We start from the raw sequence: 14,956 nt of genomic DNA, 5'->3' as shown, positions 1-14,956 counted from the left end.
CGTTTTAAAACGCGGTCAGGGGGCGGATTCGTTCGTCGGTCGTTTCGGCCCCTTATTGATGTGCCGCCAACCGCGCAAATCCGTCGTCGCTCCAGCCTTCGCTGCCGACGCCGTGTCGCACGAAGAACAGGCCGGCCGGATCGTACTGCTGCTTGATCTCTAGAAGCCGCTTGTAGTTCGCCCCCCAATAGGCCTGCTGCCATTTCGGTTCGAAGAAGCTGCTTTCCGCAAGATAGGCACCGCCATCCGGCGCGACCTTTCTGAGTTCGCCGACGGCCTTCGCGATCGCCGCGGCATTCTTGCGCGCGTCGGCCAGATCAGGCTCGTGGCCGCTGAGGCCGGAATAGGCCGGCGGGCCCTCGCTCGCGATGATTGCGAGCACGAAGGCGTCGATGACAGCGGGGTTCGTGGCGGTCTCTCTCGCCGAGGCGATTGCAGCCTCCGATCCGCCGGCCAGCCCCTTCTGGAAGTGCAGCTCGACTGTCGCATGCTGTGCGGCTGCGAGCAGGGCTTCGACCAGCCGCGGGCGCTCCACTTCGCCCAACAGCGACGCCGGAAGCCAGAGCGATTCAAAGCCATGGATGAAATGCCCGGCTTCGCTCAGATTGGCGGCCCAGAACACGTTCTCCGTCGGCGCGCCGGGACGATCGTCGGACAGGATCGCCTGCGGCGCGCGCTGCCAGATATAGGCGGCGTCCCAGCGGCGCGCCGCCGGCCCGGTGCGGATCGATGGCCGACGGAAGAAGGTGAACTCGCCCCCGGCCTCGCTGACGAAGCGAATGAAGGGCTGCCACAGATCGTCGGCCTGCTGCTTGCTCAGCCCCTGGAACGATAGCTGGATGTCAAGCAAATTGCCTGGCTTGATGTTGACGATCTCGCCCCAATGGCGGTTATGCAGGCGATCGGCGTAGAGATCCACGAACGCGCCGACGAGCTTGCGGAATGACGCGCCCGATGCCGCCTGGATCGTCATGGAGGCGAAGCCGACGATTTCGGGCAGTTCATGGGTCCGCAAGGTGAGGCGGGTGACGACGCCAAAGGTGCCGCCACCGCCGCCGCGCAAGGCCCAGAACAGGTCCGGGTTGCTGCGGGCATTGGCGATCCGGACGACACCGTCCGCGGTGACGATTTCGGCTTCCAGCAGGCTCGCCGCGGCGGTGCCGTAGTTCTTCGAATAGCTGCCGAAGCCGCCGCCCTGCACCAGCCCCGCGACGCCGACGGTTCCGCAGCCGCCGCCCTGGACATAGCGGCCACCCCGCGTCGTCACCTCGTTGTAGACATGCATCCAGATCGCGCCGGCGCCGACGGAGACGGCCGGCTGTGGCGGATCCTCACAGCCTTGTGCGACGAAGCTGTCGTGCAGCGTGATGTCGTTCATCGCCCGCGTCCAGATCATCAGCGAGTCCGGCGCACTCGATGTGCCGAGATAGGAGTGGCCGCCACCCCTGACGACCAGCCGCAGATTGTTGTCGCGGGCGAAATTGACGGCAGCGACGACATCGGCTGTCTTGCGCGCCGCGACCGCGTAGACGCTCGGCTGCGACGCCCAGGCGTCGAGATAGCCCGTGGTCTGGGTCAGCGCCGCGTCGTCGCCGATGTAGTAGGGATTCTTGAGCCCCTTGAACACATCGCGGCAAGCAGCGCCGGCAGGATTGTCCTGACAGGCCACGAGCGGCGACTTCACCACAATCAGCTGCCCCCAGGTCTGGTCGTTGAGCTGGTTCCAACTGGCTGCCGACGGCCATTTTGGATCCGAGGGGCGCGTTCGCCGAAGCATTTGCGACGAAATGCTCGCGCCTTGCGCGGCGGCAACCGGCCTCGGCACCATCCAGTGCGCCATCGGCGTCAGGGCCGCGCCGATCAGGAGTTCGCGGCGATTCATCGGCCAGTCACCGGTCCGTGAGAAGAGCCGATTTTCAGTCCGTCCGGACGGCTCACCGTCCTGCTTTGCGGGACGACGTTCGCTTGCCTGTGATAAAGACCGGCTTGAGTGACGGATCGCAATTGGGTCCCCGAGTTGACCAGCGGGGCAGATGACTTGACGAGTTGCACCATCTATTCCTTCCCGACATGCGGACGACGCAGCCAGAGAATTCCATTGAACCGGTGACAGGTCGTCGCGTCGAGCGGGCTTGGGACGAGCAACCCGATTCCAGGGACGAAAATCGACCCGATGTGACGGCGAACCGATGGAGCGGGGCGGAGCGCGCCTCGATGCTGGCCTATGGCTGGGTGGCGCTGCTGATCGTGGCGAGTGGCGTGGTCAACGTCTTCTCCTCGGTCAACGAGTTCAAGCCGTCGGCCGGGTTCGCACCATTGCGCGTGCCCGTGCTGCTCGAGGTGACGAGCGCCGTTGCATGGATCCTGTTTCTGCCTCTGCTGCGAAGCGGCATCGCACAATTGCGTCTTGGGCGCAGCCGCGTGATGGCGGTCACGCTGGCGGGGGCGGCGACGCTGCTCTACGCGTTCGCGCATCTCGTCACCATGGTCGGGTTGCGCAAGCTGTTGCTGGCCGATGTCTATACGTTTCACTGGATGACGGCATTTCCGCACGAGTTCCAGAAGGACATTGTCTCGTCGATGATGGTGGCGGTGGTGATCTGGTTGATGGATCGCAGGGGGGTGGTGATATCAGCGGCGCCGGCGCTGCCGCCCGAGGTGGCGGCACGGCCGGTGGCCGAGCCGCCCGTCGACGCCGCCAACCCCAGCCTCTGGCTGCGGGATGGCGCGACGAGCTTTCGGATCGATCCCCGCGACATCGTGGCCGTGACATCCGCCGGCAATTATGTCGAATTCAGTCTTCCCAACGGACGCCGTCTCATCCGCAGCACGCTGGCGCGCGAGCAGGATCGGCTCCAGCCGTTCGGCCTCGTCCGCGTGCATCGGGCGAGGCTGGTCAATCCAGCGCGGGTCGTGGCAGTCGAGCATCGCCCGGCGGGGGACTTCGTCCTGCGCATGGACAATGGCGAGACGCTCGCCGGCAGCAAGCGCTATCGGAACGTCGTGGCGACCTTCACAGAAAATACGAACAGGTAAAACCCGCGCGGGGCTGGCGTCGCCAGCCCGATTACCTCGCGCGTAATCGCGGGCACGACCTCGCTTTGCGATGATCGGTGGGTGGCGTCCACGTCACGGCCGATCCGCAAGGGAGATCTGAGATGAGCAGTCGAACAGTCCTCGAAGCAACCGCTCTGGCGCAGCCGTCGCGCGTGACGGCGAGGGATGGTACCTCGCTGTTCGTGCAGGACTGGGGCTCGGGCCGTCCGGTGCTGTTCCTCGCCGCCTGGACGTTCAATTCCAGCGTCTGGGGCAGCCAGATCGTGGCGCTCAATGCGAAGGGTTATCGCTGCGTCGCGCCTGACCGGCGCGGGCACGGCCGCTCCGACATGCCGATGACGGGCTATGATTTGGACACGCTGACCGATGACGTCGCCGAAGTGATCGAGCAGCGCGACCTGCGCGACGCGACACTGGTCGCGCATTCGATGGGATCGATCGAGGCGGTGAACTATCTGGCGCGTCACGGCGCGGATCGCATCGCGCGATTGGTCCTCGTGGCGCCGACCACGCCGTTTCTGGTGCAGACGGAGGACAATCCCGACGCGATTCCGAGGCCGATGATCGACGCGCAGAACGCCGCGATCGCGCAGGACTTCCCGAAATGGATGGGAGAGAATGAGGCGCCGTTCTTCATGCCCGACACGCCAGAGGTCACGCGGGCCTGGATCAGGGAGATGATGCTGGGCGTGCCGCTGCCGGTGGCGCTGGCCTGCCGCAAGACCATCTCCTTTGCTGACCTGCGCGCGGCGGCCAGGGGGATCGATCGCCCGACGCTGATCGTGCACGGCGACAAGGATGCCAGCGCACCGCTCGAACTGACCGGCGCCAAGACCGCGGCGCTGATCAAGGGCAGCAGGCTTTCCGTCTACGGAGGCGCGCCGCACGCTTTGCCGCTGACGCACAGCGCGCGCCTGGTGTCCGACCTGCTGGCCTTCATGGCGAGCTAGCTGGCGCGCGCGATGTCCGATCGGATCGAGCGCGCGGCCAAGACGAACAGCAGCGCGCCGAGCGTCGTCGTCACCGCCGCCGACAGCAGCGAGTAGCGAACGGCGTCCGCGCCGTACGCGCCCTTCAGCGCGTCGTTGATCATGCCGACGGCGAGGGGGCCGAAGCCCTGGCCGAAGCAGGTCGCGGTGAGAAGGACGATCGCGGAGGCCAGCGCGCGCATGCTGGGCTTTGCCACGGTCTGGGCGATGGCGAAGATCGGGCCGAGATGGAAGCCGACCATGAACGAGGTCAGCGCCAGCGTGGCGACCATCAGTGTGAAGCTTGGGGTGAGCATGCACAGCGCGAACACCGGGCCGGCGAGGCCGGACATGATCGCAGGCGCCCACAGCTTCCAGCGGTCGTCGCGCCGGCCGATCTGCGCCACCACGAGGCCGCCGACCAGTGTCCCCGCCATGCCGGAAAGACCCTTGAAGGTGCCGGCATAGGTGCCGATCTCGGCGCTGGTGAGATGATGGATACGCGCCAGGAACGGCGGGATCCACACTGCGGTGGCGTAGTTGGTGTACGTCGTCAGGCAGAAGCCGATCAGCACGATGACGAAACTCGGCTGCGATATCAGGAAGCGCAGCGTCGGCCCGATCGGCTCCGCCTTGAAGGTCTCGGTCATCGCGCCGCGCGCAGGCTCTGAGATCGTCAGCCACAACACGGCGGCGAGCGCGATGCCCGGCAGGCCAGCGGTGAAGAAGGCCATTCGCCAGCCATAGTGCTGGTTGACGTAGCCGCCGATGAAATAGCCGAGGAAGACGCCGAGATAGGTGCCGATCGCATAGATGCCGAGCGCGCGCGGCCGCTCATTCTTGTCGAACAGATCGGCGATCATCGATTGCGAGGCCGGCGTTCCCGCTGACTCCCCGATGCCGACGCCGATCCGCGCCAGCGCCAATGTCGTGACGCTGGAGGCGAGGCCGCACAGATAGGTCATCGCGCTCCACAACGCTAAGGCGCAAGCGACGATGTTACGGCGGCTGAGGCGATCGGCCATCCGCGCGATGGGAATGCCGAGCAGCGAGTAGAACAGCACGAAGCCGAACCCGGCGAGCAGGCCCATCGTGGTGTCGCTGAGGAAAAACTCCTTCTTGATCGGCTCGATCAGCACGTTGAAGATCGTGCGGTCGAGGAAGTTCAGGGCGTAGATGATGGTGAGCAGGCCGAGCACGTAGTATCGGCGGGTCGATGGCCTTGCGGCGGCATCCGTCTGCACAGCCACCTGTGGCGCGAGATCGACCATGCTTCCCCCTGCTGATCTTTGTTGTTTGCTGGCGCGCGGGCCTTATGCCTCGCGGATGAAATTCCCAGCCTCGAATTCGACCGGTCCGGCGTCGGCGTCGAACGACACCCCGATCGGGTCGCGGCCGGCGGCGAGCGCCTCGAGCTGCTCGCCGAGCATCCGCCGGACCATCAGGATGCCGCGGTCGCTCTGGCCAAAATGCTCTTCGGAATGGACCGTCACCGGCCCCTGGCCGACTTGAGCCTCGTAGTCGCCGGGGAATTGCTGGTGCTCCTGCTCCGTCATGTCCCACCAGAACTTGCCGTTGAACTTCGAGCGCATGCGGCCGATGTCGCCTGATTTCTTGACCCGGCCGGCGACATAGATGCGGAACGAGTTGTCGTCGATCGGCAAGGTCCAGCCGATCGATTCGACGCGGGCGAATTGCGCGACCCGCGGATTGGGCACGACACGCAGCGTGGGGAGGGCGGCCTCGGTGACGCGGTAAAACACCTTGCCGTCATCCTGCCTGCGGATCGAGCGCACCGCGACGCCGCGCGGCGACATCTCGAACTTCACCTCGGGCATCGAGGCCATCATGGTGGTGAACTGCGGCCCTGAGAACGAGCCGTGCAGCACCGGCACGTGGTAGGGGTCGGCGACGTTCTCGAAATGCTGCAACCAGTTGCAGGGGATCACGGCCGGGCCGCCGCCGCCGATCGATGAATCGTCGGCCTCGACGAACTCTCCGTCGTCCATGGTCTCGAGGCACTCGTAGCGCGGCAGCACCGGCTTCTTCTCGGCCGGGCCCATGTACGCGAAGATCAGCCCGTAACGTTCCTGCACCGGATACCAGGGCTGGCGCACCTTGTCCTTGAACAGGCCGCCTTCGGGCTCGCAGGGCTGTTCGAGGCAGCGGCCTTCGGTGTCGAACTTCCAGCCGTGATAGCAGCAGCGAATGCCGTATTCCTCAACCTTGCCGTAATAGAGAGTGGTTCCGCGATGGCAGCAACGGGCATGCAGCAGTCCGATCCGGTCATGGCGGTCGCGGAACAGGATCAAATCCTCACCGAGCGCGCGGACTTTTCTGGGGATATCGATGGCATCACCGGCGAGGCCGACCGGGTGCCAGTAACGGCGCAGCAGTTCGCCCATCGGCGTGCCACGGACGACGGAGGTGAGCTCGGTCCGGGTGGTGGACGGCTTCATCGCATAGGCCGTGCCGAGATCGCGGTCCCGCTGGGTGATCGTCATGTTGTTCCTCCCGCCTGGTGCCCGCGGTCGCGCTGTCGTTGATGAAGTCAACGATATATCGATGACAATGTCAAGGATCTCGACTAGCTTGGCAGCGCGTGGCTTTGTTGGCAGAGGTTGGCGATGACCGAGAAGCTCAGGACGGAGAGGGCGTTGCCGCCGGAAGCCGTGGTCGACGCCGAGCTGGCGCCGATCACCGCGATGATGTCGTCGCGGCTGATGGTGCTGGCAAACCTGCTCAAGCGCGGTGCGATGTTGCGTTACAAGCGGCTCGCCGCGCTCTCCTCGGTCGAGTTCGGCTTGGTCGCCTCGCTCGGTCGGCGGCCGCCGATGAGCGTGGTGCGGTTGGCCGAAGCCGTCGGCATGGACAAGGGCCAGATCAGCCGGGCGCTCGCCGAGCTCGTCGCGCGCAAGCTGGTGGCCAAGGCGGCCAACCCGCGCGACAACCGCGAAACCCTGGTCTCGCTGACCAAGACGGGCCTCGCCGCCCATGACGCGATCGTCGCCGGCGCGCAGGAGCGAAACCGGCGCCTGCTGGAACAGCTTACCCCACAGGAACTTGCGCTGCTGCTCGGACATGTCGATCGGCTGACCGAGATCGCCGCCGAGATGCTCGCCGCCGAGCGGGAGCTGGGCTGATATGGCGAGCGCGCAGGGCACCGGATCGCCGGCGCAGCGTTGCCGATTGAGGCAAGTGCTGCCACCTGATCGGGCCGACAGCCCGCGGGGAAGGACGGCAAAAGCGTCAAAATAGCTTGTCTTGCGCCCCCTGTTGCGCTGCGCTAAAGCCTCAAGAACAATTCCAATCAACGAATCTGCGGCGCGTCCGAAACCGCAGCAAGAAGGCCTCGCCGATGACCGGCATCCTGCAAAATTACCTCCCACTTGTGGTGTTTATCGGAGTCGCCAGCCTGATCGGTCTGGCGCTCCTGATCGCGCCGTTCCTGGTCGCGTTCCAGTCGCCGGACCCGGAAAAGCTGTCCGCCTATGAATGCGGATTCAACGCTTTTGACGACGCGCGCATGAAGTTCGACGTCCGCTTCTATCTGGTGGCGATCCTCTTCATCATCTTCGACCTCGAAGTGGCGTTCCTGTTCCCCTGGGCGGTGGCGTTCGGAAAGCTCGGCGCGACCGGCTTCTGGTCGATGATGGTCTTCCTGGCCGTGCTGACGGTCGGGTTTGCATATGAATGGAAGAAAGGCGCGCTCGAATGGGATTGAGCCCCACCGCCGCATCCTCGCAGCCGGCGATCGCCAAACCTGAGATCGCCATGGCTCCGAAAGGAATCGTCGATCCGTCGACCGGCAGGCCGGTCGGCGCCAATGATCCGTTCTTCCTCGAGGTCAATCACGAGCTGTCCGACAAGGGCTTCTTCGTCGCCGCGGCCGACGACCTGATCACCTGGGCGCGCACCGGCTCGTTGATGTGGATGACCTTCGGTCTCGCCTGCTGCGCGGTCGAGATGATGCAGGTCTCGATGCCGCGCTACGACGTCGAGCGCTTCGGCTTTGCGCCGCGTGCCTCGCCGCGGCAGTCCGACGTGATGATCGTCGCGGGCACCCTGACCAACAAGATGGCGCCCGCGCTGCGCAAGGTCTACGACCAGATGCCGGAGCCGCGCTACGTCATCTCGATGGGCTCCTGCGCCAATGGCGGCGGCTACTACCACTATTCCTACTCGGTGGTGCGCGGCTGCGACCGCATCGTGCCGATCGACATCTACGTGCCGGGCTGCCCGCCCACGGCGGAAGCGCTGCTCTACGGCGTGCTGCTGTTGCAGAAAAAGATTCGCCGTATCGGCACTATCGAACGCTAAGGTTTCAGGCATGGACGACGGCAAGCTCGACGCCCTTGGGCAGACGATCGTGAGCGCGCTTCCGGGCGCCGCCACCGCGCACTCGGTCGCCTTCAATCAACTCACTATCGACGTCGAGATTGGCAGAATCGTGGACGTCGTTACGTTTCTGCGTGACGACGCCGGCTGCCGCTTCGTCAACTTCACCGATGCGACCGCGGTCGACTATCCGAGCCGCGAGAAGCGCTTCGACGTCGTCTACCATCTGCTGTCGCCGACCCTGAACACCCGCATCCGGCTGCGCGGGCAGGCCGACGAGACCACGCAGGTGCCCTCGATCATCAACGTGTTCCCGGGCGCCGACTGGTTCGAGCGCGAGACCTACGACCTCTACGGCGTGATCTTCACCGGGCATCCGGACATGCGCCGCCTGCTGACGGATTACGGCTTCGACGGCCATCCGCTGCGCAAGGATTTCCCGCTCACCGGCTTCGTCGAGGTTCGCTACGACGACCAGGAGAAGCGGGTGCTGTACGAGCCGGTCCGGCTCAACCAGGAATTCCGCAAGTTCGATTTCCTGTCTCCGTGGGAGGGGGCTGACTACCCCTTGCCGGGTGATGAAAAGGCGAAGGCGGAACCGAAGGCCTGATCATGAACGAACAGAATCTTCGCAACTTCACCATCAACTTCGGTCCGCAGCATCCGGCGGCGCACGGCGTGTTGCGCCTCGTGCTGGAGCTCGACGGCGAAGTCGTTGAACGCGTCGATCCGCATATCGGCCTGCTTCACCGCGGCACCGAGAAGCTGATCGAGCACAAGACCTATCTGCAGGCGATTCCGTATTTCGATCGGCTCGACTACGTCGCGCCGATGAATCAGGAGCATGCGTTCTGCCTCGCGGCGGAAAGGCTGCTCGGCATCACGGTGCCGCGCCGCGGCCAGTTGATCCGCGTGCTGTATTGCGAGATCGGCCGCATCCTGTCGCATCTGCTCAACGTCACCACGCAGGCGATGGACGTCGGCGCGCTGACCCCGCCGCTGTGGGGCTTTGAAGAGCGCGAGAAGCTGATGGTGTTCTATGAGCGCGCCTCGGGCTCGCGCATGCACGCGGCGTTCTTCCGCGTCGGCGGCGTGCACCAGGACCTGCCGCCGAAGCTGATCGACGATATCGATGCGTGGTGCGATCCGTTCCTCAAGGTGGTCGACGACCTCGATACGCTCCTGACCGGCAACCGCATCTTCAAGCAGCGCAACGTCGACATCGGCGTGGTGCCGCTGAAGGAAGCCTGGGAGTGGGGTTTCTCCGGCGTGATGGTGCGCGGTTCGGGCGCGGCCTGGGACCTGCGCAAGTCGCAGCCTTACGAGTGCTACGCCGAAATGGATTTCGACATTCCGATCGGCAAGAACGGCGACTGCTACGACCGCTATCTGATCCGCATGGAAGAGATGCGTCAGTCGGTGCGCATCATGAAGCAGTGCATCCAGAAGCTGAAGGCGCCGGACGGCCAGGGCCCGATCGTGGTCGAGGACAACAAGATCGCGCCGCCGCGCCGCGGTGAGATGAAGCGCTCGATGGAAGCGCTGATCCATCACTTCAAGCTCTACACCGAAGGCGTGCACGTGCCGGCCGGCGAAGTCTACGCCGCGGTCGAGGCGCCGAAGGGCGAGTTCGGCGTCTATCTCGTCGCCGACGGCACCAACAAGCCCTACAAGTGCAAGATCCGCGCGCCGGGCTTTGCCCATCTGCAGGCGATGGATCACATCTGCAAGGGCCATCTGCTGGCCGACGTTTCCGCCATCCTTGGCTCGCTGGACATCGTGTTCGGCGAAGTCGACCGGTGATGATGTCCGCATCCGCACCGCCCGCAATGAGAGTTTGATCGATGTCCGTCCGCCGCCTTGCCCCGAAGGAATTGCAGCCCGCGAGCTTCACGTTCACGGACGAGAATCTCGCCTGGGCCAAGAAGCAGATCGAGAAATATCCGCCGGGCCGCCAGGCTTCGGCCGCGATCGCGATCCTGTGGCGCGTCCAGGAGCAGCACGACGGCTGGGTGTCGGAAGCGGCGATCCGCGCCGTCGCCGACCTGCTCGAGATGCCGCATATCCGCATGCTGGAGATCGCGACCTTCTACACCATGTTCCAGCTCTCGCCGGTCGGCAAGAAGGCGCATGTGCAGGTGTGCGGCACCACGCCCTGCCGGCTGCGCGGCGCCGCCGACCTGATCGAGGTCTGCCAGCATCGCATCCATCATGATCCGTTCCAGCTGTCGAAGGACGGCAACTTCTCCTGGGAAGAGGTCGAGTGTCTCGGCGCCTGCGTGAACGCGCCGATGGTGCTGATCTGGAAGGACACCTATGAGGACCTGACCAAGGAAAGCTTCGGCAAGGTGCTCGACGGCTTTGCCGCCGGCAATCCGCCGAAGCCGGGCCCGCAGGTCGACCGTCAGTTCTCGGCCCCCGCAGGCGGGCCGACCACGCTGAAGGAAACGACCTGATGGGCTTTCAGGTGCTAGCAAACGGAACGGGGAGGGGCGCTGCGATGAAGGCCTGGCGCACGATCGCCCTCCATACTTCTGTCGCGGCCGGATTCATGTTCCTGCTGCAACGTTACGGCCTGAACGCAACGCTGGAATCCAGCCTGCTGTGGGCCATCGTGTTCGGCGGCTGCGCCGCCGGGCTCGCTTACTCCCAAGCCAATCGGTGATGTTCGGAAAGTTTTGAGCATGCTCGACGACAAGGACCGCATCTTCAAGAACCTCTACGGCCTGCATGATTGGGGCCTCGAGGGCGCGCGCCGCAGAGGCGCCTGGGATGGCACCAAGGGGATCATTGACAAGGGCCGCGACTGGATCATCAACGAGATGAAGGCCTCGGGTCTGCGCGGCCGCGGCGGCGCGGGCTTCCCGACCGGCATGAAGTGGTCCTTCATGCCGAAGGAATCCAAGGACGGCCGTCCGAGCTATCTCGTCGTCAACGCGGACGAGTCGGAGCCCGGCACCTGCAAGGACCGCGAGATCATGCGGCACGATCCGCATCTTTTGGTCGAGGGCTGCCTGCTCGCGAGCTTCGCGATGGGCGCGCATGCCTGCTACGTCTATATCCGGGGCGAATTCATCCGCGAGCGCGAGCACCTGCAGGCGGCGATCGACCAGGCCTATGAGGCCAAGCTGGTCGGCAAGGACAACATCAACGGCTGGCCGTTCGACATCTATGTCGCCCACGGCGCCGGCGCCTATATCTGCGGCGAGGAAACCGCGCTGCTCGAGAGCCTCGAAGGCAAGAAGGGCCAGCCGCGGCTGAAGCCGCCGTTCCCGGCCAATGTCGGCCTCTATGGCTGCCCGACCACCGTCAACAACGTCGAGTCGATTGCGGTCGCGCCCGACATCCTGCGCCGCGGCGCCGCCTGGTTCGCCGCCATCGGCCGTCCGAACAATGTCGGCACCAAGCTGTTCTGCATCTCCGGTCATGTCGAGCGGCCCTGCAACGTCGAAGAGGCGATGGGGATTCCGTTCCGCGAGCTGATCGAGAAGCATTGCGGCGGCATCCGCGGCGGCTGGGACAATCTGAAGGCGGTAATTCCCGGCGGCTCGTCGGTGCGCATGGTGCCGGCCGAGCAGATCATCGACACGCCGATGGATTTCGACAGCCTGAGCAAGCTGCGCTCGGGCCTCGGCACCGCGGCCGTGATCGTGATGGACAAGTCGACCGACCTGATCCGGGCGATCGCGCGCATCTCCTATTTCTACAAGCACGAGAGCTGCGGCCAGTGCACGCCGTGCCGCGAGGGCACTGGCTGGATGTGGCGCGTCCTGACCCGCATGGCCGACGGCCGCGCCCACAAGCGAGAGATCGACATGCTGCTCGAGGTCACCAAGCAGGTCGAGGGCCACACGATCTGTGCGCTTGGCGATGCCGCGGCGTGGCCGATCCAGGGCCTGATCGCGCATTTCCGTCACGAGATTGAAGAGCGGATCGACCAATATTCGCACAAGGCCGATCTCGACGATCAGGGCGTTCGCGATCCCGTGCACATGGTAGCTGCGGAGTAATGACGGCGATGACGCAAAAGGCCGCATGGTGGCAGAGATACGGGACGCTTGCGCAGATGGCGCACGCGACCGTGGCGCTGCTCGGCTTTTGCGCCGTCCTGCTGCAGATCAACGAGATCCGTTCGTCGAGCCGCGCCTCCGCTGCGCGCACGGCGTTTCTGGGCTACACCGATCTCGCCTTCAAGAACCCGAAATTCGCGCAGCCCGATTACGAGGCTATCAAGGCCGGCAGTCGCGAAGAGCGGTCGCAGTATGAGAGCTTTGTCTCGTACTTCCTCTATGCCTGCGAAGAGACCTTTGCCGCATTCGCGGACAAGCGCGAATGGCAGGCATCCTGTGACTACGATCTGAAACCGCATTTGCCGTTCCTCTGCGAGAAGAACCAGGCGCAGCCCGCCTATCTCGCGACCTACGGCACCGACACCCAGCAATGGGTGAAGACCTCACTGAAAACCGCCAGCGTCGCACCGCCCGACTGCAAGCTCGGAAAGACTTGAGACAGACATGAGCAAGATCATCATCGATGGCAAAGAGATCGATGTGCCGCCGGAGTACACGCTGCTGCAGGCGTGTGAGGCGGCCGGCGCCGAGATTCCGCGCTTCTGCTATCACGAGCGGCTGTCGATCGCCGGCAATTGCCGGATGTGCCTGGTCGAGGTGAAGGGCGGCCCGAAGCCGGTCGCGAGCTGCGCCTGGGCCGTGCGCGACTGCCGTCCGGGTCCGAAGGGCGAGCCGCCGGAGATCTCGACCCGTTCGCCGATGGTCAAGAAGGCGCGCGAAGGCGTGATGGAGTTCCTGCTGATCAACCATCCGCTGGACTGCCCGATCTGCGATCAGGGCGGCGAGTGCGACCTGCAGGACCAGGCGATGGGCTACGGCGTCGACACCAGCCGTTTCGCCGAGAACAAGCGCGCGGTCGAGGACAAATATCTCGGCGCGCTGGTCAAGACCTCGATGAACCGCTGCATCCAGTGCACGCGCTGCGTCCGCTTCTCCGCCGAAGTCTGCGGCGCGCCGGAAATGGGCGCGACCGGGCGCGGCGAGGACATGGAGATCACCACCTATCTCGAGCAGGCGCTGAGCTCGGAGCTGCAGGGCAATCTCGTCGACATCTGCCCGGTGGGCGCGCTGACCTCGAAGCCCTATGCGTTCGCGGCGCGGCCCTGGGAGCTCGGCAAGACGCAATCGGTCGACGTCATGGACGGCGTTGGTTCTGCGATCCGCGTCGACACCCGCGGCCGCGAGGTGATGCGCATCCTGCCGCGCATCAACGAGGCGGTGAACGAGGAATGGATCTCCGACAAGACCCGCCACGTCGTCGACGGCCTGCGCACGCAGCGGCTCGACCGGCCCTATGTGCGCGAGAACGGCCAGCTCAGGCCGGCAACCTGGCAGGAAGCCTTTGCTGCCATCGCCGCCAAGGCCGGCCGCACCGACGGCAAGCGGATCGGCGCGATCGCGGGGGATCTCGCCGCGGTCGATGAGATGTATGCGCTGAAGGAGCTGCTGGCGAAGTTCGGCTCGGTCAATCTGGCGGTGCAGGGCGGCGACGCGTTCGACGCCAAGGCCGGCCGCGGTTCCTACATCTTCAACCCGACCATTGCCGGCATCGACCAGGCCGACGCGATCCTGATCATCGGCTCGCATCCGCGCAAGGAAGCCGCGGTGCTGAACGCGCGGATCCGCAAGCGCTGGCGCACCGGCGCCCTCAAGGTCGGCATGATCGGCGCCAAGGCCGATTTCACCTATGACCACGACTATCTCGGTGCGGGCACCGACACTCTGGCCGATCTCGCCGCCGGCAAGCACTCCTTTGCCGACGTGCTGAAGAACGCCAAGAACCCGATCATCCTGGTCGGCGCCGGCGCCTACACCAGGCATGACGGCGCGGCGGTGCTGGCGCAGGCTGCCAAGCTCGCCGTCGACGTCGGCGCGCTGAAGGACGGCTGGAACGGTTTTGCCGTGCTGCAGGATACCGCCTCGCGCGCCGGGGCGCTCGATATCGGCTTCTCGCCGGCGGCCGGCGGCCTGACCACGGCGCAGATGACCATCTTCGGCACGCTCGACGTGCTGTTCCTGCTCGGCGCCGACGAGATCAAGGCGCCGGACGGCACCTTCGTGGTCTATATCGGCACCCATGGCGACAAGGGCGCGCATCGCGCCGACGTCATCCTGCCGGGCGCGGCCTACACCGAGAAATCCGGCATCTACGTCAACACCGAGGGCCGGGCGCAGATCGCCAACCGCGCCGCATTCCCGCCGGGCGAGGCCCGCGAGGACTGGGCGATCATCCGCGCGCTGTCCGACGTGCTCGGCAAGAAGCTGCCGTTCGACTCGTTGCAGGCGCTGCGCCAGGCGATGTTCAAGACCTATCCGCACCTGATGCGGCTCGACCAGATCGAGGCCGGCAAGGCTGATGACGTCAAGGCGCTGGCGGGCAAGGGTGGCAGCGTCGACAAGGCGGCATTCAAGCCGACCGTCGAGGATTTCTATCTGACCAACCCGATCGCGCGGGCCTCTGCCGTGATGGCGGAATGCTCGCGGCTGGCGTCGGGCCGAATGCTGACGGCAGCGGAGTGAGCG

At 65.2% G+C, this 14,956-nt stretch carries 15 protein-coding genes; 12 read left to right on the top strand and 3 right to left on the bottom strand.

What is annotated here, in order from left to right; all coding sequences use genetic code 11:
• Positions 1-52: 52 nt before the first annotated feature.
• On the bottom strand, positions 53-1,882 hold the full coding sequence (locus tag WDM24_RS22420) for an FAD-binding oxidoreductase (protein ID WP_338826945.1): 1,830 nt from the start codon (positions 1,880-1,882) through the stop codon (positions 53-55).
• Positions 1,883-2,175: 293 nt separating this feature from the next.
• Between WDM24_RS22420 and WDM24_RS22415 the strand changes: the two genes are divergently transcribed.
• On the top strand, positions 2,176-3,036 hold the full coding sequence (locus WDM24_RS22415; RefSeq protein ID WP_338688864.1) for a LytTR family DNA-binding domain-containing protein: 861 nt from the start codon (positions 2,176-2,178) through the stop codon (positions 3,034-3,036).
• A 122-nt stretch (positions 3,037-3,158) separates the two neighbouring features.
• A complete protein-coding gene (locus WDM24_RS22410) occupies positions 3,159-4,007 on the top strand; it encodes an alpha/beta hydrolase (RefSeq protein ID WP_338688862.1) in 849 nt (282 codons plus the stop codon).
• Here the strand turns inward: WDM24_RS22410 and WDM24_RS22405 are convergent.
• The gene (locus tag WDM24_RS22405) at positions 4,004-5,296 is read right to left on the bottom strand and encodes an MFS transporter (RefSeq protein WP_338826944.1); all 1,293 of its coding nucleotides are present in this window, start codon (positions 5,294-5,296) and stop codon (positions 4,004-4,006) included. The genes WDM24_RS22410 and WDM24_RS22405 overlap by 4 nt on opposite strands.
• 42 nt (positions 5,297-5,338) lie before the next feature.
• The gene (locus tag WDM24_RS22400) at positions 5,339-6,529 is read right to left on the bottom strand and encodes an aromatic ring-hydroxylating dioxygenase subunit alpha (protein WP_338826943.1); all 1,191 of its coding nucleotides are present in this window, start codon (positions 6,527-6,529) and stop codon (positions 5,339-5,341) included.
• Positions 6,530-6,652: 123 nt separating this feature from the next.
• Here WDM24_RS22400 and WDM24_RS22395 point away from each other — a divergent pair, with 123 nt between their 5' ends.
• The 10 genes from WDM24_RS22395 (at position 6,653) to nuoG (ending at position 14,953) form a co-directional block, all read left to right on the top strand.
• Positions 6,653-7,168: a MarR family winged helix-turn-helix transcriptional regulator gene (locus WDM24_RS22395; RefSeq protein ID WP_338826941.1), complete on the top strand. Its 516-nt coding sequence runs from the start codon at positions 6,653-6,655 to the stop codon at positions 7,166-7,168.
• A gap of 215 nt (positions 7,169-7,383) precedes the next feature.
• Complete coding sequence (locus WDM24_RS22390; RefSeq protein ID WP_018271860.1) at positions 7,384-7,749, top strand: NADH-quinone oxidoreductase subunit A; 366 nt, start codon at positions 7,384-7,386, stop codon at positions 7,747-7,749.
• Positions 7,740-8,345: an NADH-quinone oxidoreductase subunit B family protein gene (locus WDM24_RS22385; RefSeq protein WP_338826940.1), complete on the top strand. Its 606-nt coding sequence runs from the start codon at positions 7,740-7,742 to the stop codon at positions 8,343-8,345. Before WDM24_RS22390 ends, WDM24_RS22385 begins: the two co-directional genes overlap by 10 nt.
• 10 nt (positions 8,346-8,355) lie before the next feature.
• Complete coding sequence (locus WDM24_RS22380) at positions 8,356-8,973, top strand: NADH-quinone oxidoreductase subunit C (protein WP_166296038.1); 618 nt, start codon at positions 8,356-8,358, stop codon at positions 8,971-8,973.
• A gap of 2 nt (positions 8,974-8,975) precedes the next feature.
• Entirely contained in the window at positions 8,976-10,166 is a 1,191-nt protein-coding gene (locus tag WDM24_RS22375; RefSeq protein ID WP_338826939.1) for an NADH-quinone oxidoreductase subunit D, read from the top strand.
• 41 nt (positions 10,167-10,207) lie between these two features.
• Positions 10,208-10,819 (top strand): NADH-quinone oxidoreductase subunit NuoE, encoded by a 612-nt coding sequence (nuoE, locus tag WDM24_RS22370; protein ID WP_029080758.1) that lies wholly within the window; start codon positions 10,208-10,210, stop codon positions 10,817-10,819.
• A gap of 44 nt (positions 10,820-10,863) precedes the next feature.
• Positions 10,864-11,028 carry a hypothetical protein gene (locus tag WDM24_RS22365; protein WP_414645619.1) on the top strand — a complete coding sequence of 55 codons (165 nt, stop codon included), beginning with the start codon at positions 10,864-10,866 and terminating at the stop codon, positions 11,026-11,028.
• Between the two features lie 19 nt (positions 11,029-11,047).
• Positions 11,048-12,373, top strand: coding sequence for an NADH-quinone oxidoreductase subunit NuoF (gene nuoF / locus WDM24_RS22360; RefSeq protein WP_029080760.1), 1,326 nt, complete (start codon positions 11,048-11,050; stop codon positions 12,371-12,373).
• A gap of 8 nt (positions 12,374-12,381) precedes the next feature.
• Positions 12,382-12,870, top strand: a complete 489-nt coding sequence (locus WDM24_RS22355; RefSeq protein WP_166296032.1) for a hypothetical protein — start codon at positions 12,382-12,384, stop codon at positions 12,868-12,870.
• A 7-nt stretch (positions 12,871-12,877) separates the two neighbouring features.
• Positions 12,878-14,953 carry an NADH-quinone oxidoreductase subunit NuoG gene (nuoG, locus tag WDM24_RS22350; protein ID WP_338826935.1) on the top strand — a complete coding sequence of 692 codons (2,076 nt, stop codon included), beginning with the start codon at positions 12,878-12,880 and terminating at the stop codon, positions 14,951-14,953.
• The last annotated feature ends 3 nt before the right edge of the window (positions 14,954-14,956 follow it).

Source organism: Bradyrhizobium sp. 27S5, from assembly GCF_037217225.1.
Lineage (GTDB): Bacteria > Pseudomonadota > Alphaproteobacteria > Rhizobiales > Xanthobacteraceae > Bradyrhizobium > Bradyrhizobium septentrionale.
This window is presented reverse-complemented; position numbering and strand designations above follow the sequence as displayed.